At 65.4% G+C, this 21,421-nt stretch carries 16 protein-coding genes and 1 pseudogene; 11 read left to right on the forward strand and 6 right to left on the reverse strand.

Going from position 1 to position 21,421, the window contains the following annotated elements; genetic code table 11:
* The first annotated feature begins 120 nt into the window (after window positions 1-120).
* The 3 genes from Q0L30_RS15930 to Q0L30_RS15940 all read left to right on the forward strand — a co-directional run bounded on the left by Q0L30_RS15930 (window position 121) and on the right by Q0L30_RS15940 (window position 3,710).
* Window positions 121-2,697, forward strand: a complete 2,577-nt coding sequence (locus Q0L30_RS15930) for a mechanosensitive ion channel family protein (protein WP_296658170.1) — start codon at window positions 121-123, stop codon at window positions 2,695-2,697.
* Window positions 2,698-2,960: 263 nt separating this feature from the next.
* Window positions 2,961-3,428, forward strand: a complete 468-nt coding sequence (locus Q0L30_RS15935; RefSeq protein ID WP_296658174.1) for an Lrp/AsnC family transcriptional regulator — start codon at window positions 2,961-2,963, stop codon at window positions 3,426-3,428.
* Between the two features lie 93 nt (window positions 3,429-3,521).
* Window positions 3,522-3,710 carry a hypothetical protein gene (locus Q0L30_RS15940; RefSeq protein WP_296658177.1) on the forward strand — a complete coding sequence of 63 codons (189 nt, stop codon included), beginning with the start codon at window positions 3,522-3,524 and terminating at the stop codon, window positions 3,708-3,710.
* A 47-nt stretch (window positions 3,711-3,757) separates the two neighbouring features.
* Here the strand turns inward: Q0L30_RS15940 and Q0L30_RS15945 are convergent, their stop codons facing one another.
* Both Q0L30_RS15945 and Q0L30_RS15950 read right to left on the reverse strand, forming a co-directional pair.
* The gene (locus tag Q0L30_RS15945; RefSeq protein ID WP_296658181.1) at window positions 3,758-6,112 is read right to left on the reverse strand and encodes an FUSC family membrane protein; all 2,355 of its coding nucleotides are present in this window, start codon (window positions 6,110-6,112) and stop codon (window positions 3,758-3,760) included.
* Between the two features lie 132 nt (window positions 6,113-6,244).
* Window positions 6,245-6,886 (reverse strand): VC0807 family protein, encoded by a 642-nt coding sequence (locus tag Q0L30_RS15950; RefSeq protein WP_296658184.1) that lies wholly within the window; start codon window positions 6,884-6,886, stop codon window positions 6,245-6,247.
* 182 nt (window positions 6,887-7,068) lie between these two features.
* Here Q0L30_RS15950 and arfB point away from each other — a divergent pair, with 182 nt between their 5' ends.
* Window positions 7,069-7,473: an alternative ribosome rescue aminoacyl-tRNA hydrolase ArfB gene (gene arfB / locus Q0L30_RS15955; RefSeq protein WP_296658186.1), complete on the forward strand. Its 405-nt coding sequence runs from the start codon at window positions 7,069-7,071 to the stop codon at window positions 7,471-7,473.
* A gap of 25 nt (window positions 7,474-7,498) precedes the next feature.
* Here the strand turns inward: arfB and Q0L30_RS15960 are convergent, their stop codons facing one another.
* Together Q0L30_RS15960 and Q0L30_RS15965 are read right to left on the reverse strand one after the other, a co-directional pair.
* Window positions 7,499-7,756 (reverse strand): DNA-binding protein, encoded by a 258-nt coding sequence (locus tag Q0L30_RS15960; protein ID WP_296658189.1) that lies wholly within the window; start codon window positions 7,754-7,756, stop codon window positions 7,499-7,501.
* A 187-nt stretch (window positions 7,757-7,943) separates the two neighbouring features.
* On the reverse strand, window positions 7,944-8,213 hold the full coding sequence (locus tag Q0L30_RS15965; protein ID WP_296658192.1) for a hypothetical protein: 270 nt from the start codon (window positions 8,211-8,213) through the stop codon (window positions 7,944-7,946).
* Window positions 8,214-9,052: 839 nt separating this feature from the next.
* On the opposite strand from Q0L30_RS15965, the pseudogene Q0L30_RS15970 reads away from it, so the two are divergent.
* Window positions 9,053-9,286, forward strand: a pseudogene (locus Q0L30_RS15970) (hypothetical protein); the annotation flags it as partial.
* 395 nt (window positions 9,287-9,681) lie between these two features.
* Here Q0L30_RS15970 and Q0L30_RS15975 read toward each other — a convergent pair.
* Together Q0L30_RS15975 and Q0L30_RS15980 are read right to left on the reverse strand one after the other, a co-directional pair.
* Window positions 9,682-9,960: a hypothetical protein gene (locus tag Q0L30_RS15975; RefSeq protein WP_296658195.1), complete on the reverse strand. Its 279-nt coding sequence runs from the start codon at window positions 9,958-9,960 to the stop codon at window positions 9,682-9,684.
* Between the two features lie 252 nt (window positions 9,961-10,212).
* Window positions 10,213-10,614: a transposase gene (locus tag Q0L30_RS15980; protein ID WP_293036273.1), complete on the reverse strand. Its 402-nt coding sequence runs from the start codon at window positions 10,612-10,614 to the stop codon at window positions 10,213-10,215.
* Window positions 10,615-11,286: 672 nt separating this feature from the next.
* Between Q0L30_RS15980 and Q0L30_RS15985 the strand changes: the two genes are divergently transcribed.
* The 6 genes from Q0L30_RS15985 (at window position 11,287) to infB (ending at window position 21,323) form a co-directional block, all read left to right on the forward strand.
* Window positions 11,287-12,522 carry a pyridoxal phosphate-dependent aminotransferase gene (locus Q0L30_RS15985; protein WP_296658202.1) on the forward strand — a complete coding sequence of 412 codons (1,236 nt, stop codon included), beginning with the start codon at window positions 11,287-11,289 and terminating at the stop codon, window positions 12,520-12,522.
* A gap of 348 nt (window positions 12,523-12,870) precedes the next feature.
* The gene (scpB, locus tag Q0L30_RS15990; protein WP_296658207.1) at window positions 12,871-13,878 is read left to right on the forward strand and encodes an SMC-Scp complex subunit ScpB; all 1,008 of its coding nucleotides are present in this window, start codon (window positions 12,871-12,873) and stop codon (window positions 13,876-13,878) included.
* A 62-nt stretch (window positions 13,879-13,940) separates the two neighbouring features.
* Window positions 13,941-15,719, forward strand: a complete 1,779-nt coding sequence (gene rluB, locus Q0L30_RS15995) for a 23S rRNA pseudouridine(2605) synthase RluB (RefSeq protein ID WP_296658210.1) — start codon at window positions 13,941-13,943, stop codon at window positions 15,717-15,719.
* A gap of 565 nt (window positions 15,720-16,284) precedes the next feature.
* Entirely contained in the window at window positions 16,285-16,743 is a 459-nt protein-coding gene (gene rimP / locus Q0L30_RS16000; RefSeq protein WP_293036264.1) for a ribosome maturation factor RimP, read from the forward strand.
* Window positions 16,740-18,215 (forward strand): transcription termination factor NusA, encoded by a 1,476-nt coding sequence (nusA, locus tag Q0L30_RS16005; RefSeq protein ID WP_296658214.1) that lies wholly within the window; start codon window positions 16,740-16,742, stop codon window positions 18,213-18,215. Before rimP ends, nusA begins: the two co-directional genes overlap by 4 nt.
* 141 nt (window positions 18,216-18,356) lie before the next feature.
* Complete coding sequence (gene infB, locus Q0L30_RS16010; protein ID WP_296658217.1) at window positions 18,357-21,323, forward strand: translation initiation factor IF-2; 2,967 nt, start codon at window positions 18,357-18,359, stop codon at window positions 21,321-21,323.
* Window positions 21,324-21,421 lie beyond the last annotated feature (98 nt).

The raw sequence follows: 21,421 nt of genomic DNA on the forward strand, positions 1-21,421 counted from the left end.
CGCCCACATTCACGCCGGCACGCTCGCTCACAATTTCACTTGCATTCTGTTACTCACGCCTGGCGCGCAGTCTGACGGAGTGCGGCTAAACTGGAAGGTCCTGATTTCGCCCCTTTCGCCATGAATTCATGCTCCGGACGGGTCGATGCGGGCGCGACGCAGCAGCACGCGAGACCGCCTGCGTCCGGTTCCGTCTCCGGTTTGCGCACCGCGCACACCGAGCGCACTGCGCGCCTGGTGCGGCGGCTCGCGCGCCACACGCTGATGACACTCGCGTGGCTGGCGGCTGCTTGGTTGTGTGTGCCGCCCGCCATGGCGCAGCTTCCGCCGGCCGCCAAGGCTGGCCCGCCTGCGCCAATTACGCCGGTGCCTGTGCTGCCCGCCTTGAAGAGCATCATCACGGGTCAGCCCACGCCGGCTTCCGGCGCCTCGGCACCCGAGGCCGCGTCCGCGCCGAACCCGGCCAGCGAGGCCGAATTCGCCCGCTCGCTCGACAGCGTGATTGCCACGCTCGACAACGAGCGTCAGCGCGAAGCGCTCGTCGCGCAGCTCAAAAAGCTGCGCGAAGCCTCGCACCACGTCGCGCCTGCGCCCGCTTCCGGGGCTGCCGTGACGTCGGGGCTGCTCGGCGCGATTGCTTCGGGACTTTCGTCCGTCGAAGCCGATGCTCGCCGCGGCAGCAGCCCGCTGCATTACTGGGCCGGGCGCTTTACCGCTGCGGGCGGCGAGCTAGTCGTGCTTGCGGCGGGCGGGGGCGACGAGAGCGCGGGTCACCTCGTGCTCGACATGTTCGCGATGCTGGCAGGGTGGGGCGCAGGCGCTGCGGCGCTCACCTGGCTGTTGCGCCGGACGCTGCGGCGCTTGTCGGTCGATACGGGCTTGCAGCCCAATCCGACTACCCTTGAACTGGCCGTCTTCGTGCTGCATCGGGTCGGTCCGTTCATCGCCGCGTTTTTTGGCGCGCTGGTTGTCGAGCGGGCGCTGCCGGAAGCTGTCGGCCGCACGATCGGGCTCGTGATCGCTTATGTGATCGTCGCGGGCGCCGTGTTCTCGTCGATCTGCCTGATCATGTTCTCGCTGTTCGGCTCGGGGCACCGGCGCGCCGCCGTGCGCGTGCTGATCGCGCGCGCCAGGCGGCCGCTTTTTGCCATTGGCGTGCTCAGCGCGCTCGGCGACGCGGCGACCAACTACGAAGTCGCCAATCAGATCGGCATGAACCTCGCCGCGCTGGTGTCCACTGCCGCGAACATGACCGCCGCCGTGCTGACCGCTACCTTCGCCATCGGCTTCAGGCGGCCCGTCGCGCACTTGATCCGCAATCGCGGCTACGAACTGCGCCACGACCACCGGGCGCTCACCGAAATCTTCGACGTGCTCGCGTCGCTCTGGCACGTTCCGATGCTGCTGCTCGCGGTGGCCTCCATCATCGCGACCATCGGCGCAATCGGCAGCAGCGAGAACGTGTTGCAGATCTCGGTCGTCACTGCGCTATTGCTCGTGCTCGCGTTCTTCCTGTCTGCAATCGTGCGGCGCATCACGCGCCCGGACCCGGCCCGCGTGCGGCGGCGCTCGCCGTATCTGCGGCGGCTCCTGCGCTTCGCAGGCTCGCTGACCATGGTCTTCATCTGGCTCGCCTATTTCGAGTTGTGCGCGCGCCTGTGGGACATTTCGCTCGCGCGCATCGTCGAGGCGAGCGTGGCTGCGCGCGGGATCGCGCACGCTTTCTTCGCGATTGGAGTGACGGTGTTTCTCGCGTGGCTCGTCTGGATCATCCTCGATACCGCGTTTCTCGAAGCGCTTAATCCGAGCGGTCCGCGCGGCAAGGGACGCGCGCCCAGCACGCGTGCGCGCACCATGCTGCCGCTCGTGCGCAACGCACTGCTCGTGACGATTCTCGCGATTGCCGGAATCGTCACGGCGGCCAATCTCGGCATCAATGTGACGCCGCTGCTCGCGGGCGCGGGCGTGATCGGTCTCGCGATCGGCTTCGGCGCGCAGTCGCTCGTGAGCGATCTCATTACGGGCCTTTTCATCATCATTGAGGAAACCATATCGGTGGGCGACTGGATCGATCTCGACAACGGTCACGCGGGCACCGTCGAGCATCTGTCGATCCGCACGGTGCGCCTGCGCGACGGGCAGGGCGCGATCCACGCGATTCCGTTCTCGCAGATCAAGATCGTGAAGAACCTCTCGCGCGACTTTGCGTTTGCGGTGTTCGAAGTCCGCGTACCGTTTTCAGTGGAACTCGACACGGTCACGCGGCTGATTCGTGAAGCGGGTGCTGAACTGGCCGCGGATTTTCGCTACCGGCGCGAAATTCTCGGGCCCATCGAAGTCTGGGGGCTCGACCGCTTCGAGCCGAACTGGATGGTGTTCAAAGGTCAGATCAAGACGCGGCCATTGCAGCAGTGGAGCGTTGCGCGCGCATTCAACGCGCGCCTGAAACGGCGCATGGACGAAGCGGGCATCGACATGCCGGTGCCGCAGATGGAGGTTCACATGTCGTCGCGCGGCGACGATGCCGCGCCGCACGCCGACGATTTCGCGCCGCCGCACGAGCGGCCGAAAAGGGGCGCGAGATCGTCGCCAAGCGACGCCTCGCACGAGCCGCGGCCTGCCCCGCCGCCCACGGCGGGCTCGGACGCCTCGCCGCCGCAGATTCCAACGGCGGGCGGCGCGGCGAAACGCAGCTAGCGGCACGTACGGCACCGTGGCGCGATGCGATGTGACGCGCCCGGTTGCGGGCGCAACCAACCCCGCCGCAAGCGGCGAAATGGACGCAGTGGGGCCGCAGTGGGGCCGCGGTGGGACCGTGGTGGCGGTTGCACCCGCCCGGCGCCCGCAGAAGCCGTTGCGCGCCGGCTTTTTTTGTGGCTTGCGTTGAGAAGGCGTTTCCCTATAATTCCCCGGTGCTGACTCTGAATAGAATAAATATCTACACAAGGGAAAGAGCGGGAATGGATGTCATCGACATAAAGCTCATCGAGCTGCTGCAGCAGGACGCCACGATGCCGGTCGCCGAACTGGCACAACGGGTGAATCTCTCGCAGACGCCCTGCTGGAAGCGCGTTCAACGCCTTAAGGAGACCGGCGTGATCCGCGCGCAGGTGGCGTTGTGCGATCCGAAAAAGCTCGGTGTGGGGACGACGGTGTTCGTCACGGTGCGCACGAACCAGCACACCGAGGCGTGGGCGCAGGCCTTCACGCGCGCGGTGCAGGACATTCCACAGATCGTCGAGGCGTACCGCATGAGCGGCGAGACGGACTATCTGCTGCGTATCGTGGTAGCGGATATCGACGATTACGACCGCGTCTACAAGCAGTTGATTCGCGCCGTGCCGCTTTCCGACGTCAGTTCGAGCTTCGCGATGGAAATGCTCAAGTATTCGACGGCGCTGCCGGTACGCAACGCGCAAACGGAATAAGACGGCTTGCGGCGCAGCGCGCCTGCGCCGCAAGCCGTCTGCAAGGCTGCGCGGCGTAGAATGCCCGCTTCCCCCATTTCTTTTCTGCGAGCCATGAACGATCCGCGCAAGCCGTCATCCGCGTTTGGCGTAGTCGTGTTCATCGTGGTGGTGGTGCTGCTCGTGATCGGGACCGTGCTCTTCAATGCCATTCGCGGCAAGCGCGAACACGACGAAGCCTTCCCGCCGCAAACATCCAGCGAAGCTGCCGGCGCAGCACCGGCGAGCGCGCCCGCGAAGTAGCGGGCGGCGCTTCTTTCACGTCACGCACCGCGTGCGGGTTATGCGGGTTATGCATCCGGGAGCCGGATCACGCTCGCGTCCTTGCGGATGATCCAGGACGCCGAAATCATCTGCTTGCATTGATGCGCGAGCAACTTCAATTCCTGTGACAGGTCCGCGGAGGACCCGAGCGTGCGCTCCGCGCCGACCACCATCGCGTCGAGTTCGCGCGTGAGGCGCCTGGTCGTATCCATCTGATCGGTGGGCGCAGGCGTGCCGGTTTCGGCGGCGACGAGGTTCTCGCGCACGCACGAAAGCGCGTAATCGAGCGCGTCGAGCGGCACGGCCTGGCCCGGCTTCGCGGCGCTGGCGAGAAGCGGTGCGCTCGCCGTGATCTGCGAGGCAAGCACGTGGCTGCGGATCAGCAGATCGTTAAGTTCGGCGACGAATTTCTGCGCGAGCTTCGGTTCGAGCATCATGCGCTGGAACGCCTGCCCGAGATTCGCGAACGCGATATGCACGTTTTTGCGCGCGAGGCGGTAGCGCATGTCGCGGTCGAGCGTCTGCGACGACGCACTCGTCTGCGCGCTCACTTTTGCGCCCACCGCGCCCACCACGGCCACGGGCTGGCCCGGCGGCACGCTTGCGGTTGCGCCCGGCCCCGCGCTCGCCGCGTGGGCCATCGCAGGCCGGACCGAACCGCCGCGCGCCGCTCCACGCCACCAGCTTGCGTCGAGATACTGGCGCGTTGCGGCGATCATGTCGTTCACGAGCTTGCCCATAAACCGGTATTCCCAGTACGGGAACAGATGGCTCGCCGCGATTGCGATCATGCAGCCGACCACGGTGTCGATCGCGCGCTCGCCGATGATGCGCAAATTACCGGGCGCAAGCAGATGGAACATCAGCAGCACATAGGCCGAGGTGAACACCACGCTTGCCGTGTAATTGAACAGCAGCAGGCTGTAGCTCATGATCATCGCGGCGAACATCGAAACGATCAGCACGAGCGGCTGCTTTACGAGCAGGATCAGCACGACGCTCGCGGCGCAGCCGATCAGCGTGCCGACAATACGCTGTGCGTTGCGCTGGCGCGTGAGCGAGTAGCCGGGCTTCAGAATGATGATGCTCGTCATCACGATCCAGTACGCGTTCGTGAGCGGCAAGAGCCGTCCGAGCCAGAAGCCCACGGCCACGGCGATCGTCACGCGCAGCGCATGGCGAAAGCTCGGTGAGTCCATGGTGAGGTTCGAGAAAATCTGCATGAGCGGCACGCGGCGGCTCGTCACGAAGCGCTGCAATGCCTCGTCGATGCGCAACTCGGTTTGCGTGATCGGCGCTTCGCTCGTGAGGTTGCGGCGCATGCGCTCGGTCAGGCGCGTCGCGCTCCAGATGCGCCGGAACGACGCCGAAATCGCCGCGTAGGCTTCGGGGTCCGTCGCGGGCAGATTGTTTTTCTTGAGCAGTTCGAGTTCGTATTCGATCGCGCGCAGCTCGGCTTTCACGTTGACGCTCGCGCGCGGCGCGTGGTTTTGCAGCACGCCAAGGCCGATATCCTCGAGATCGGCGGCCGCCTTGCGGATCAGGTCGCGGTAGAACACCAGCAGATCCGAGCCGCCGAAGGTGTTGCGCACGAGCGGATAGTCGGTGTGCGCGCCCACGAACAGCTCGTGCAGATCGACCGTGTTGATGAACAGGTTGAAGTGCATCGCGCGCCGCGCATCGAGCTTGCCGCGCCTGAGCTTCGGCAGATTGCGCAGCACGATGTCACGCGCGGCGTCCTGGCGTTCGACGGCGGCGATCTGCTTCGCAACGAGATTGCGATAGCACTCGTCGAGATCGTTGTCGAGATCGTAGAACTGTGCGCGCGCAAGCAGATAGTCGGCGCAGGCAAACAGGTTTTCGGCGAGCGCCTGCTGCTCGATACGATCGACCATTAGCCGGCTCACGAGCGTGGACCAGCCCGTGTACCACAGGCCGCCCACCAGGATCCACAGCGCGTTGACGAGCGCCTGATGCGGCCCGAAGTGCTCGTCGAGCGTCATCACCATCATGAAGAGCGTCGCGAAGCTGATCTGCGGCCAACGGTTGCCGTAGACGACGATCAGCGAGAGCACGAAGGTGAGCGGCACGACGGTGGCCCAGAGCGCGACCGGAATGACGGTCGCGAGGCCGGTGGCGTAAGCGGACAGAAAACCGATCACGCTGCACGCGAGCATTTCGTTGCGCTTGTACTTGAGCGGGCCGGGCATATCGACCACGCATGCGCCGAGCGCGCCGGTCGAGATGGTGAAGGCGAGGTCGCTCCTGTGGAAGACGAGCAGACACAGAACGGCTGGAAGCGAGATGCCGATCGCGATGCGCAGGCCGCCGTAGAAGTACTGGCTATAGAGGAATTTGCGTATTTCTACCGAATAGCGCATCGACTGCCGGTGAAGTTCGGGAGCGGCAGGACGCCGCAGGCTGCCGGTGAGTCTAACTGATTTTTGCGGCGCTCAGATGAGCCTGGTTGGCAAGGAAGGGAAATGCGCCGCGCCTTATGTGCCTTATGTGCCTTATGCGGCCGGATCGCGGAGCAGTCCGCGGGTGCCGCCGATGCGCCGCATGCGCGTGCGATACCAGAATGTCCAGGCGAGCAGGCCGCCGAACATGCCGTAGCCGAAGATCGGCGAGACGAGGAGGAAGCGCTCGATGGGCCAGGTCGCGGCGAGCCAGGTGCGCAGCGCTGCGTCGCCGGTCAGGCCGAGGCCCCACACGATGGTCAGCATGCGCATCGCCGCAGCGAACTCGCGGTGCTCGGTCCAGAGCAGTTCGAAGCGCGCGGCGCCTTCGGGCGTTTCGCGGGCGACGGTTGCACGCGCAAGGTAGAACACGAGCGGCCGTCGCGCGAAGAGCGATGCGAGAAAGGTGACGCCGATGGCGCCCGAGGCGAGACTTTCGCGCATCAGCAGCATGCGCGGGCCGCCGCCTAAGGCCATCGCGCCGAGCGAGAGCACGATGCCGAGCAGCACGATCGCGGCAAGCGCATCGATGCGTCTGAAGCGCGCGAGTTCGACGATGCTCCAGACGACCGGCGGCACCGCCGAGGCGACCAGCCCGCCGACCTCGCCGTAATGCGGGTAAGCGAGACGCCAGGCGACCCAGGGCAGGAGCAGATTGACGGCCAGTTCGGCGACAAAGGCCGGGCGCAGCTTCATGGGACGCGTGCTCCTGTGGGGTTGCGCAAAGTATGGTCGACGGAGCAACGATCGGCAATCGGCGTTGCCGCGGACCCTTTCATGGCCCGCATCGGGCGTGCCTCGCGCAATATCCGCGATGCGTTGCGTGTGCGACACTCGCGCATGCGCCGTTGCATCCCGCCTGGAAACGCTTGACCGTCATGACCGCCCACCATCCCGTTGCCGCAGATGAAGTCGAACTGGTTGCCGTTCGTGCGCAAGGCGCGGGCGGGCAGAACGTGAACAAGGTATCGAGCGCGATTCATCTGCGCTTCGACATCCGGAACTCGTCGCTGCCCGAGGTGCTGAAGATGCGGCTGCTCGCGCTGCCCGACCGGCGCATCACGCGCGAGGGCGTGGTCGTCATCAAGTCGCAGGAGTATCGCACTCAGGAGCAGAACCGCGCGGCTGCGCTCGCGCGCCTCGACGAATTGATCGACAGCGTGAGCGCGACGCGCAAGGCGCGCGTGCCGACGCGGCCCACCCGCGCCTCGAAGCTGCGCCGCCTCGACAGCAAGGCGCGCAAAGGCGAGGTGAAGGCGGCGCGGCGGCGGGTCGTCGACTGACGCCGCGCGGGGTTCAGTGCGCGGCTTAGTGCTCGGTATTGGGCACGTCGAGGATCAGGATGATGGTCCAGTCGGCGTCCCCTTCGTGGTGATACTGACGCTCGGCGACGATGAACGGCTGCTGCTTGCCCTGGGGGCCGAGAAACAGCACGTCGCCTTCCATCGGCAGGCATTCGACCGGGGGCAGGGCGAGGAACGCGTCCTGATTGCCGCGCGGCATCAATTTTTCGATCTTGCGGGACGCCGCTTCGGTCCATTCGATATCGAGCTGGATGTTGCTCATTCTGTTCTCCGCGCGAGTGGCGCACAGTGTGTGGGTCGGGTCGAGGTGCGCGACTTTAGCATACTGCGCGGCGGCGTCCGGCCGGGCGGCGATGGCGCGCGCCGGTGACAAAAAAAAGCCGATGCCCGCAATTGCGGCATCGGCCTTTGGGTGATTGTGGCCGGTCAAGACGACCGCGGCGCGTCGCTTACTGCGGCGCGTGGTGTCCCTTATGGCAACACATCCCCGCCTTCCCGTGGCGATGGTGCATGTTGTGGTGCTGGTGCATCGGCATCTGCATCGGCATTTGTGCCGATTGAGCGGCCGACTGCCGAGACTGCAGATCCTGCGCGCGCTGCAAGACATCCGCTGCCTTCTGCTGGTCGGTGCTCATGGTTACGCCACCTTGGTTTTGCGCATACGCAGCGCTCGTCAGGGCGCAAAGCGAAATCAGGACTGCGAGGGACACTTTTTTCATCTCTACCTCCGTAGAAGCGGTTTATGGACCCAGCCGTTGCCTGTCCAGGCCGAATGGACATGTCATACCAAAGAACAATATACGCTCCAGATGAAAACGCGTGACGCTGGCTGTGCTGCGTTACATCTGGTTACGTTTGCGTCGGCGTCGCAGGCCACCCGAACCCTCCGGTCATTCTGTAGACATGAAATTGGCCCATGCCGATCAAGTCGCGCAGCGCCGTCTGGACGTTGCAAAGATTGGCGTGGCGCGGGCACGCGCGAGGCTGCGCATGACGTATGCCCGAGACGGCGGGCACGGGATGTGTTCCGCGCTGCCGGAGCCGTGGCACGTCGTTACGCGTACGCGTACGCGGCCCCGGAAGGACGACGATGACCGTCTGCAGGCCGAACAGCATAAGCCGTGCTTTCGTATGGTCTTAGGGAGTGCGATACATCGCTGGCTGGTCCGGATCGTCCGGAATGGTGGTCGGTCACCCCGACGCGAGCAGGGGAATGCGGCGCGGGTCAAGGGGCCGCGACGCCGTGCGCGGGCGGCGTTTGAGCACGATCAGCGCAATAAATGACACAAAGAAAACAAATAGAATCAATGCGAATGAGGTAACGTAGTGTTTTCGGGGAATGGTCCCACGCGCTCATGCGCCGTAATCGTGGCGTAATCGCGGCGCGGCGCCGGTGGTGAGCGGGGTGGCTCGCCACGCTTGCCGGGGCCCGGAGAGCTTGCAGTGCCCGCCTCGCGGCGCACGCATATCGACGCCCGGTCGCGGCGGGCTGCGCGCTCCGCTGGCCGGCGCTGTCGGGCACAACCGTTCGAAGGCCGTATTTTAAGAAAGAAGTGAGATGACCACGTATTCCAACGAAGCAGTGCTCGAAGCGTTGCGGCGGGTGCAGTACCGGCAGGTCCCATGGGCGCGGCGTCCCGAAGTCTTCCAATACCTGCGCGATCTTGGCCTGATGGACACGGTGAGACAGCGTACGGTCGCACCAGCGCCCGGTTTCCACGCACCGGTCGACATCGCCGTTTTGACTGATCGCGGCCGCGCCGAATTTGCGCGGCTCGCGCGCGACGAGCGCTCGCTTCAGTGGGCCGACCACCGTATCGCCCGCTACGCGCTCGCATGCGTGCCGCAGGTCGGCCTCGAAACCCGCCAGTAAGCCGCTCCACTACCGCTCCACGGCCACGCCGCTGTCACGCCGTTCCCACGCTGGGCGGATCCCCGCGTCTCTCTGCGAAAAAAAGCCCGTATCGGACGATACGGGCTTACCGGAATTACTGCTGCCACGCTGTGCTTAATGGCTAACGGTAGACCGGCGGCCGTGCGCAGTGGTTCCCGCAATCTGTGCGGCTAAAACGCCGGGTTTGCGTCACGGCAACGTTCGAGCGATCGGATAGACGTGTTGCAGGCGAACCGCGCCGGAAAACCTGGGTGTTGAGCGAGGCGAGGCAGCGAGGAGGCGACCGGGGAGGCTCAGCGGTGTCGCTGCGCTGGCGGTTCCGTCCGCGGCTGTGTGGCGGCGCGCTGACGCGCGTTATCAACGATATCGCCGCGCAGGTTGCCACGCGGCACGGCCGCATTTGCGCCGCGCGGTAAATGCGCTTCGTTCGGTTGTTGAGTCGCGATGCGGGGCATGGGCCAGCCTGCAGCGCCTGCGCGCGGCGGCTGCGCGAGCGCGCCGGACGGCGCGAGCGAGGCAAGCAGTGCGAGGGTGGGCAGCGAAACCATGATGCCCCGGGCGAGCAGCGTCATGGGTTTCATGGCGGCCTCCCGTCAACCCGGGTTGTCGACGTTGATAGACATGCTCACACCCTAACGTTGGCCGCCAACGGGTGTTGTGAATATTGGTAATGAGATGTTTCGCCTGTCAGCCCGGAAAACCCGCGCGAGAAACTGACAGGCGAGGGCGCGAGCGCACCTCGGGCAGAGGGCTTCGGGGAGGGACGCATCACCGGGCGCGTGCGGCGCCCGGCCAGTGACACTGCAATGGATGCGGCCCGGAATTCAGGCCATCTTGACGGGCGCGCGCCACGACTCCGGATTGGTCCAGAACGCGCCGCGCAGGCGATCGCGGCTCGGCGGCGCGGGCGGCTTGGTCGCCGTCGCCCCGATGCGGCCGCGCAGCGAAATTTCGCGGCCACTCGTGCCGAGGCGCTTGACGATTTCGGCGAGCGTGCCGTCGGCTTGCCACTCGTCGAACCGGCGGCGGCAGGTGGGCGGCGATGGATAGCGGCCCGGCAGCTTCGACCAGCCTTCACCGGTCGACAGGACCCACAGCACAGCATTGACCACTGCCCGCGCTTCGACGCGGGGCCGCCCGCGTCGTTCGCTCCGTGCGGGTTCCGCACAGAACAGCGACTCGACCAGCGCCCATTCGTTGTCTCTCAAATCGTCGAAAAGCATCATGTTTCACCTCAGCGAAGCTATCTCTGGTGCACTGCCCCGCGCTGCGCACTCTTCATGTATTTCCGGCCTGGTTGGCGGAGTTTCAGGCTTGTTCGGTTGAAGGTCCGGACTTGTACGTTCCGGGCGTCGACCGATCCTGTGCGTGACCAGATGCGAAAAGCGTGCCAATTCGTACGCTCTTCGCCTCTAAGCCGCGTGGCAGCAAGTCCGCGCGGGTGCTTGCCAGCGCCGTATCTGACTAGAAATTGCGGGTCCCGAATATCAGGAGAATCACCAATCGTGTGCAATCGGGCACGCAACGCGTGCGTGCGCGCCGTATTGCTGCATTGCGGCGAATAATCCTTCGTTGGGGCTTCGTTGGGTTTTGTTGGGTCGTCGTTGGGTAATATCGACCGGCAGCCGCCACGTGTGCTCGTGGCTGCCTGTTGCCTTACCCCGACCGGGCTGCTTAGGTCAGGCGTGCGATGCGATTTGCATTGCACAATCGTCGGTTCGATATTGCGTGCGCGAAACCGAAATCGGGGTCGAACGCGCAGGCCAACGCACCATGAAATTCCGCTAACCGAAGTCGTCCGCGCAAGGGTTTTTAAGTAAAACGTAAATCTTCACATGTGTCGCGTGCGCGCTACACTAGTTGCCTGCGCAACTGCCGAACTCCCGGGATGTCCTTCGATGAGCGATTCCGCCCTGACTTCGTCCTTTTCGTCCGTTTCCTCCTTTACGTTGAAATCCGATTTGCCTGAGGCGCGCGACGCCGTGCAGACATTGCGCTCGTCGCAGATCCGGGAGGTTGCGAACGCGGGCTTCGGCGTGCCGGACGTGCTGCCGTTCTGGTTCGGCGAATCCGATCGCGTGACGCAGCCGTTTATCCGCGAGGCCGCGGCAGAGGCGCTTGGGCGCGGCGACACGTTCTACACGCACAATCTCGGCATCGCGCCGCTGCGCGAAGTACTCGCCCGGTACGTAAGCGAGCTGCACGGCGCGACATTGCCGGAGAGCATCGCGGTGACGAGCGCGGGCGTAAACGCGCTGATGCTCGCCGCGCAGCTCGTCGTTGGCGCGGGCGACCGGACGGTCGCGCTTACTCCGCTGTGGCCGAATCTGGTCGAGATTCCGAAGATTCTCGGCGCGACGGTCGAGACGGTGTCGCTCTCGTACGGCGAGCGCGGCTGGACGCTCGACCTCGACCGACTGCTCGCGGCGCTTACGCCGGACACGAAGCTGCTGATGATCAACTCGCCGAACAACCCGACCGGCTGGGTGATGACGCGCGACGAGCAGCGCACGGTGCTCGATCACTGCCGCCGCCACGGGATCTGGATCGTGGCGGACGAAGTCTACGAGCGCCTGTACTACGGTGAGGCTCAGGAGCGCGCGGCGCCTTCGTTTCTCGACCTCGCGTCGCGCGAAGAGCGCCTGATTTGCGTCAATTCCTTTTCGAAGGCATGGCTCATGACGGGCTGGCGGCTCGGCTGGATGGTCGCGCCGCCCACGCTGATGGGCGATCTCGGCAAACTGGTCGAGTACAACACGTCGTGCGCGCCGTCGTTCGTGCAGCAGGCCGGCATCGCGGCGGTCGCGCATGGCGAGCCGTTCACGCGCTCCCTCGTCGCCGATCTGCGCGTGTCGCGCGACCATCTGGCGGCGGCGCTCGCCCGGCTGCCGGGCGTCGACGTGAAGGTGCCGCGCGGTGCGATGTACCTGTTTTTCAAACTCCCCGGCGCGCAGCAGAGCCTCGCGCTGTGCAAGGCGCTCGTGCGCGACGCGGGCCTCGGGCTTGCGCCCGGCAGCGCATTTGGCCCCGAGGGCGAGGGTTTCGTGCGCTGGTGCTACGCTTGCGATCCTGCGCGCCTCGATGCGGGCGTCGAGCGTCTTGCGGGCTATCTGGCGGCGCGCGGGGTGGGCTGAGTTCAGACTGAGTCGGGGCTGAGTTGGGGCTGAGCGCGTGCCGGGCGTGTGCGGGGTGGTGTGTGCAATTTGCGCTCGGCATATGCATGGCGCCGCGACACCGGGGCTGCGCGTGAGCGTCTTTACGCACCCGGTGTTTTTGCGTAATATGGCGCTCAGTCTAGCGATTCCCCACGGGATTATCGCTGCTCCGTCCGGCTGGGTCTGGCTCTAGTGCCTGTATTGCGGCCCCCCGGTGCGTGCTCCCATCAATATGACCGATCAGAATCGGGCGAGCGCGTCTCCAGTTCCATATCGTCTCTGTCTGATCCGGTTCCTTGAACCCGACTTAAGGTCTGACCTGGCTGCATGAATACCCAAGAGGCGAAAATCGTCCTCGAGACTGCATTGATCTGCACGCAGGAGCCGCTGAAAATCGGCGATCTGCGCAAACTGTTCGCGGATGACATTTCGGCCGACACGGTTCGTCACCTGCTCGAAGACCTGAAGCAAGAGTGGTCGGGACGCGGCGTCGAGTTGGTGGGGCTCGCGTCCGGCTGGCGCTTTCAGAGCAAACCCGCAATGCGGACGTATCTGGACCGCCTGCACCCCGAAAAACCGCCGCGTTATTCGCGCGCGGTACTCGAAACGCTTGCGATCATCGCGTACCGGCAGCCGGTTACGCGCGGCGATATCGAGGAAATTCGCGGCGTAACGGTGAACACGCAGGTCGTGAAGCAGCTCGAAGACCGGAACTGGATCGAGGTCATCGGTCATCGCGACGTGCCGGGCCGTCCGGCGCTCTACGCGACGACCCGGCAGTTTCTCGACGACCTCGGGCTTAAATCGCTCGAGGAGTTGCCGCCGCTCGACGACCCGTCGTCGCAGATCGGCGAGCAGCTGCTCGCACAGCACGCGATCGAGTTTGCGGACAACGAAGCGGTGCAACGGATCGCGGCGGGCAGCGAAGGCGCTGTGGCTGACGAAACGCCAGTCTCCGCGGCGCTTGAGCCTGACGCGGCCGTGACGCCTGGAACGGTTGAAGTTGCGCAGGCAGAGCCGCACGCGCAGGCGCCCGTTGTCGCGGCGCAGGACGCTGAAGCCGACGGTCGCGAGACAGCGGCAGAGGCTGGCGCACAGGGCGTGAACGGCTCGGGTGACACAAGCGACGCAAGCGACACCCGCGCCGCATTCGACGCACTCGCCGCCGAATCCGGGCCGCACCTGGAAGCGCCGGGCGCCGCGCCCGAAGCGCATGATCCACTGAGCGTCGAGCCCGCAAGCGAAGATCGACGCGAACATGAAAGCCGCCGCGACGCGGCGCAGGACGATCCCGCCTCGACGGCGGATGACGAAGCCGCTCAGCGCGGCATCTGATGCAACAAGCGTGATTGACGCGCCCCGCAATGGGGCGCGCAACCTGACATTTTGAGGTTGTTTTGACTGATATCCACGACACCGATTCGACCGACGCGTCCGAATCCTCGCGCCGCGCGGCGTCCGCGCATGGCGACGAACCGCATGCTCGCGAAGGCGGGGGCGATGTCGCCGAGGTGCAGGCGTCCGGTGGCTCGGGCGAGGGCGAAGACCGTCCGCGCCGTGGCCTGCGCCGGGGTCCGCGCAGCCTGATCGCGCGCCGCCGGGCGGGCGCCAAGGCGAAGGCCGCCGATGCGGCATCCGCCGAGGGTGCGCCGGCTGCGGCAGAAATGCCGGCGGAAGGTGCGTCCGGCGCGCAGGCGCGCGCCCCGCGCAAGGAACGCACGGCGAAGCCGGGCCGCCGCGGTCAGGCCGAGGGCGCCGACCAGACCGCCGCAGCGGCTGGCAAGCCCGCGCGCAAACGCCAGAAGGGCCAGCAGCCTGGCCAGGGGCGCGCCGAAGCGCCGTCCACCGCGGGCGAGAGCGCGCAGGACGATCTGTTCCTCTACGTGACGTCGCCGGCGTTCGATGCCGACAACACCGCGGGATCCGGCGTGCGTGCGCCGATGCTGCGCCGCGGCCGTCCGCAGCAGGCCAAGCGCGTCCTGAGCGCGGATGACGACGCGCCCAAGCTGCACAAGGTGCTCGCCGACGCGGGCATGGGCTCGCGCCGCGACATGGAAGAATTGATCATCGCCGGGCGCGTTTCGGTGAACGGCGAACCGGCGCACATCGGCCAGCGCATCCTGCCGACCGACCAGGTCCGCATCAACGGCAAGCCGATCAAGCGCAAGCTGCCGAACAAGCCGCCGCGCGTGCTGCTTTATCACAAGCCGACCGGCGAGATCGTGAGTCACGCCGATCCGGAGGGCCGCCCGTCGGTGTTCGACCGGCTGCCGACGATGAAGACGGCGAAATGGCTCGCGGTCGGGCGCCTCGATTTCAACACCGAAGGTCTGCTGATGCTGACCACTTCGGGCGACCTCGCAAACCGGTTCATGCACCCGCGTTACAGCGTCGAGCGCGAGTACGCCGTACGTGTGGTCGGCGAGCTTTCGGAGGGGAACCGCCAGAAGCTGCTGAAGGGCATCGAGCTCGACGACGGCCCGGCGAATTTCCTGCGCATCCGCGATGGCGGCGGCGAGGGGACGAACCACTGGTATCACGTCGCGCTGGCCGAAGGCCGCAACCGCGAAGTGCGCCGCATGTTCGAAGCGGTCGGCCTGATGGTGAGCCGCCTGATCCGCACGCGTCACGGTCCGATCGATCTGCCGCGCGGGCTCAAGCGCGGTCGCTGGGAGGAGCTGGAGGACAACCAGGTGCGCGCGCTGATGGCGGCCGTCGGGTTGAAGTCGCCGACCGAGGAAAAAGGCGGCCGTGGCGGCAATGCGCAGGAGCGCCGTCAACCGGACCCGATGCAAACCTCGATGGGCTTCATTAACCGCGAGCCTGTCCTGAGTTCGCACGGCGCGATGAACCAGCCGCGTCAGGGGCGTCGCGGCGTCGCTGGCGGCTTCGGCGGCGGCAGCAGCCACAGCAGCGGCGGCGCGGCCGGCGGCTTCGGCACCGGTTTTGGTGGCGGCCGCAACGGCAATCGCGGCGGTCGGGATGTCGATGGCAATCGCGCGCCCGCGGCGGGCAAACGCGCGGGCGGCAACGCGGGCGGCAATGCGGGAGCCAATCGTCGCAGCGGTCCTGGCGGCAATGGCAACACAAGTGGCAACGCCAGCGGCAACCGCGCACCGGGCAGCAACCGTGGCGGCCAGCGCGGCGCCCCGCGCAACCGTACGCGCGGTCACTGAATTCGACAGCACGGCGCTCGCTGCGGCACAAGCAGCGAGCGCCGTCGCAAGTTGCCGAAGGGTCTCGAACACGCGCTTGCATTACCTTGCAGGCACATTGCAAACAATGTTGCGCAACCTGCGACAAACGCGAATCAAGCCTTTCCATACAGGCAGTTAGCGCGCTCCGGTTTGCGCTGAAATCAAAAAAAGGCTACAATCTCGTCGTCGCTGGGCGTGCAGCTTTTATTTGCGCCTCAGGTGCGACCACCTTGGCAAGAAAAGAAGATGGGCGTTTCGCCCATTTTTTTTTGGTCCGGCCGCTTTGCATCATGAAGCAAAGTCATGAAGCAAAGCGGCAGCGCGCAATAAAAGTAATACGTGCGAAAGCGAACGGACAAGGCTCTTTGCAGAGCCGCGCAAGCAGAAGCAAGCAGGCGCAAGCACGCGCAAGCAGCCACAGGCAGGGGTGAGTCAACCGGGGAGCAGGCAATGTGCAGGAGCGCGCGCTCACCTGGCGCGCGGCCCGCGAGACTGGATTTCAGGAAGTTGCTGGCCTGCTGCGCGAACATCTGGAGTAGGTATTGTGCAACTGACGGAACTGATTGAAACCACGGTCACCGGACTCGGTTACGAGCTGGTCGACCTCGAGCGCACCGGGCGCGGCATGCTGACGATCTACATCGATCAGCCCGCGGGAATTGCGATCGAGGACTGCGAGAAGGTCACGCGTCAGCTGCAGCACGTTCTGACGGTCGAGAACATCGACTACGAGCGACTCGAAGTTTCGTCGCCCGGCCTCGACCGTCCGCTGAAGAAACTGGCGGACTTCGAACGCTTCGCAGGCTGCGAAGCGGTCATCACGTTGAAAAAGCCATTGGACGGACGGAAGTCGTACCGGGGCATCGTGCATGCACCCGAGGGCGAAACCATCGGTCTGGAATTCGAAGGGAAGGCGGGTCCCGCGATGCTGGATTTTACGCTCGCGGACATTGACCGCGCACGCCTTATCCCCAAAGTTGACTTTAGGAGCCGCAAACAATGAGTCGCGAAGTGTTGATGCTGGTGGACGCACTGGCACGCGAGAAAAATGTCGACAAGGACGTGGTGTTTGCCGCCCTTGAAGCGGCGCTGGCGTCCGCCTCCAAGAAACTCTTCGACGAAGACGCGGACATCCGCGTGCACATCGACCGCGAGAGCGGCGTGCACGAGACGTTCCGCCGCTGGCGCGTCGTGCCGGACGAGGCTGGTCTTCAGGAGCCGGATCAGGAGATCCTGCTGTTCGAGGCACGCGAGCAAAACCCGGACGCACAGATCGACGAATTCATCGAGCAGCCGGTGCCGTCGGTCGAGTTCGGCCGCATCGGCGCGCAGGCCGCCAAGCAGGTGATCCTGCAGAAGGTGCGCGACGCTGAGCGCGAGCAGATCCTGAACGACTTCCTCGAGCGCGGCGAAAGCATCATGACCGGTACGGTCAAGCGCATGGACAAGGGCAATTTCATCGTCGAATCGGGCCGCGTCGAAGCGCTGCTGCGCCGCGACCAACTGATTCCGAAGGAAAACCTGCGCGTGGGCGACCGCGTGCGCGCCTGGATCAGCAAGGTCGACCGCACGGCACGCGGTCCGCAGATCGAACTCTCGCGCACCGCGCCCGAGTTCCTGATGAAGCTCTTCGAAATGGAAGTGCCGGAAATCGAGCAGGGCCTCCTTGAAATCAAGGCGGCCGCGCGCGATCCGGGCGTGCGCGCCAAGATCGGCGTCGTCGCCTACGACAAGCGCATCGACCCGATCGGCACCTGCGTCGGCATCCGCGGTTCGCGCGTGCAGGCCGTGCGCAATGAGCTCGGTGGCGAAAACGTCGACATCGTGCTATGGTCGGAAGATCCCGCCCAGTTCGTCATTGGCGCGCTCGCGCCGGCAGCTGTCCAGTCGATCGTCGTCGACGAGGAAAAGCACTCGATGGACGTGGTCGTCGACGAGAGCGAGCTGGCGGTCGCCATCGGCCGCAGCGGCCAGAACGTGCGTCTTGCCAGCGAACTGACCGGCTGGCAGATCAACATCATGACGCCGGACGAAAGCGCGCAGAAACAGAACCAGGAGCGCACGGTGCTGCGCGACCTGTTCATGGCCCGTCTCGATGTCGACGAAGAAGTCGCCGACATTCTCATCGACGAGGGCTTCACGAGTCTCGAAGAGATCGCTTACGTGCCGCTCAATGAGATGCTCGAGATCGAGGCGTTCGACGAGGACACCGTGCACGAGCTGCGCAACCGCGCGCGCGACGCGCTGCTCACGCAGGCCATCGCGAACGAGGAGAAGGTGGAAACCGCCGTACTGGACCTCAAGAGCCTCGACGGCATGGACCCGGATCTGCTTGCGCTTCTGGCGCAGCACGCAATTCACACCCGCGACGAGCTTGCCGAGCTGGCCGTGGACGAGCTGGTCGAAATGACGGGAATGGAAGAGGACGCCGCCAAGGCGTTGATCATGAAGGCGCGTGAACACTGGTTTCAGTAATGAAGCCGGTGCGCAACGAGCAGGAAGCGACCATGACCCACTGAACTGATCGCGGCTGGCCCCGCCGCCGAGCGGGGCCCAAACGGGCCGCATGAACCGATGTCAACCGCAAGGAATCGCTCCTTGCATTAAGAGGAATGAATGGCGAGTATCAACGTAGCCCAATTTGCCGCGGAACTGAAAATGCCTGCAGGTGTGCTGCTCGAGCAATTGCAGGCGGCGGGCGTCCAGAAAGCGAGTGAGGACGATGCCTTGTCAGAAACCGATAAGGCACGCCTGCTCGACCACTTGCGCAAGTCGCACGGTTCGAACGACGCGGACAAGCGCAAGATCACGCTGACGCGCCGGCATACGTCGGAGATCAAGCAGTCCGACGCGACGGGTAAGGCTCGCACCATTCAGGTCGAGGTGCGCAAGAAGCGTACCTTCGTCCGCCGTGACGAATCCGCCGATCAGGCGGAGGCATCGAATCATGCAGCCGACGCTGTCGCCGCCGAAGAGGCCGAGCTGCAGCGCCGCGAAGAGGAAGCTCGCCGCGAGGCCGAGCTGCTCGAACGTCAGGCTCAGGAACTGAAGGAGCGCCAGGAGCATCTCGCGCGTGAGGAGGCCGAGCGTCTCGCGCGCGAAGAGGCCGCTGAAGCCGAGCGCCGCCGCGCCGAGGAAGAAGCCGCGAAGAAGAAAGCAGCGGCCGATGCCGCCGCGCGCGAGCTGGCCGCCCAGGCAGTCGAGGCGCAGCGCACCGCTGCCGAGGCACAGGCGAACCAGGAACAGCAGGAACAGCAAGACCGCCAGGAAGAGCAGCGCGCCGCAGCCGAGCGCGCCGCGCAACGCGAAGCTGCCCAGAAGGCCGAGGCCGCTGCGCGCGAGGCCGCCGACAAGGCGCGCAAGGAACAGGAAGAGATCGCGCGCCGCCGTGCGGCCGCCGAGGCCGAAGCGCGCGCGATCCGCGAAATGATGAACACGCCGCGCAAGGCGCAGGTCAAGGCGCCTGAGCCGCCGAAGCCTGTCGAGCCGGCCAAGACCGCCGAGGCGAAGGGCACGCTGCACAAGCCGCCGCGTCCGGAAGGTGCGGCACGCCCGGCGCAGGCCGGTGCTGGCGCTGCGGCGAAGAAGGCGGCTCCGGCTGCTGCTGCGCCGGCGGCGGGCGCACCGGGCGCAGGCGCGGGCGACCGCAACAAGAAGCCGGGCGCCGGCAAGGGCGGCTGGCAGGACGACGCCGCGAAACGCCGTGGCATCAAGACGCGCGGCGACTCCTCGGGTGGCGTCGATCGCGGCTGGCGCGGCGGTCCGAAGGGCCGTGGCAAGCACCAGGACAGCGGCTCGTCGTTCCAGGCGCCGACGGAACCCATCGTGCGTGAAGTGCACGTGCCGGAAACCGTCACGGTGGCCGACCTCGCGCACAAGATGTCCGTGAAGGCTTCGGAAGTCATCAAGGTGATGATGAAGCTCGGCCAGATGGTGACGATCAACCAGATGCTCGATCAGGAAACGGCGATGATCGTCGTCGAGGAACTCGGCCACCATGCGGTTGCCGCGAAGCTCGACGATCCGGAAGCGCTGCTGATCGAAGGCCAGACCACGTCGACGGATGCCGAGCAGCTGCCGCGTCCGCCGGTCGTCACGGTCATGGGTCACGTCGACCACGGCAAGACCTCGCTGCTCGACTACATCCGCCGCGCGAAGGTTGCCGCGGGCGAAGCGGGCGGCATTACGCAGCACATCGGCGCTTACCACGTCGAAACGCCGCGCGGCGTCATCACCTTCCTCGATACCCCGGGTCACGAGGCCTTTACGGCCATGCGTGCGCGCGGTGCGAAGGCGACCGACATCGTGATTCTCGTCGTCGCTGCCGACGACGGTGTCATGCCGCAGACGAAGGAAGCTATCGCTCACGCCAAGGCGGGCGGCGTGCCGCTCGTCGTGGCGATCAACAAGATCGACAAGCCGGACGCGAATCTCGATCGAGTGAAGCAGGAACTCATCGCGGAAAGCGTCGTGCCGGAAGAATACGGCGGCGAATCGCCGTTCGTGCCGGTGTCGGCGAAGACCGGCGCAGGTATCGACGAGCTGCTCGAAAACGTGCTGTTGCAGGCCGAAGTGCTGGAACTGACGGCGCCGGTCGTGGCACCTGCGAAGGGCCTCGTGATCGAAGCGAAGCTCGACAAGGGTAAGGGTCCGGTTGCAACGGTGCTCGTGCAGTCGGGTACGCTGAATCGCGGCGACGTCGTGCTTGCTGGCAGCGCCTACGGCCGCGTGCGTGCAATGCTCGACGAAACCGGCAAGGCCACGAAGGAAGCGGGTCCGTCGATCCCGGTCGAAATCCAGGGTCTGTCGGAAGTGCCGGCTGCGGGCGAAGAAGTCATCGTGCTGCCGGACGAACGCAAGGCGCGCGAAATCGCGCTGTTCCGCCAGGGCAAGTTCCGCGACGTCAAGCTCGCGAAGCAGCAAGCCGCGAAGCTCGAAAGCATGCTCGAACAGATGGGCGAAGGCGAAGTGCAGAACCTGCCGCTCATCGTCAAGGCCGACGTGCAGGGCTCGCAGGAAGCGCTCGTTCACGCGCTGCTCAAGCTCTCGACCGACGAAGTGCGCGTGCAGATCGTGCACGGTGCGGTCGGCGGCATCAGCGAAAGCGACGTCAACCTCGCGGTCGCTTCGAAGGCGGTCATCATCGGCTTCAACACGCGTGCCGACGCTCAGGCGCGCAAGCTGGCCGAAGCGAACGGCGTCGACATCCGCTACTACAACATCATCTACGACGCAGTGGATGAGGTGAAGGCGGCCATGTCGGGCATGCTCCCGCCGGAAAAGCGCGAGACCATCATCGGCATGGTGGAAGTGCGCCAGGTCTTCAAGGTGCCGAAGGTCGGCGCCGTGGCCGGCTGTATGGTCACGGACGGCATGGTCAAGCGTTCGTCGTCGGTGCGCGTGCTGCGCAACAACGTGGTCATCCACACCGGCGAACTCGACTCGCTCAAGCGCTTCAAGGACGACGTGAAGGAAGTGAAGCAGGGTTTCGAGTGCGGTATGTCGATCAAGAACTTCAACGACATCGTCGAAGGCGATCAGTTCGAGGTGTTCGAAATCACCGAAGTCGCGCGTACGCTGTAACGCACAGGCGCGACGCTTGACGGGCGGGGCGGGCGCTGGCCGGCCCCGCCCGTTTGTTTTTGTGCGGACTGCTGTGTTTGTTTCCGGCGTTCCGCTTT

It is taken from the genome of Paraburkholderia sp. (assembly GCF_024281035.1).
GTDB lineage: Bacteria > Pseudomonadota > Gammaproteobacteria > Burkholderiales > Burkholderiaceae > Paraburkholderia.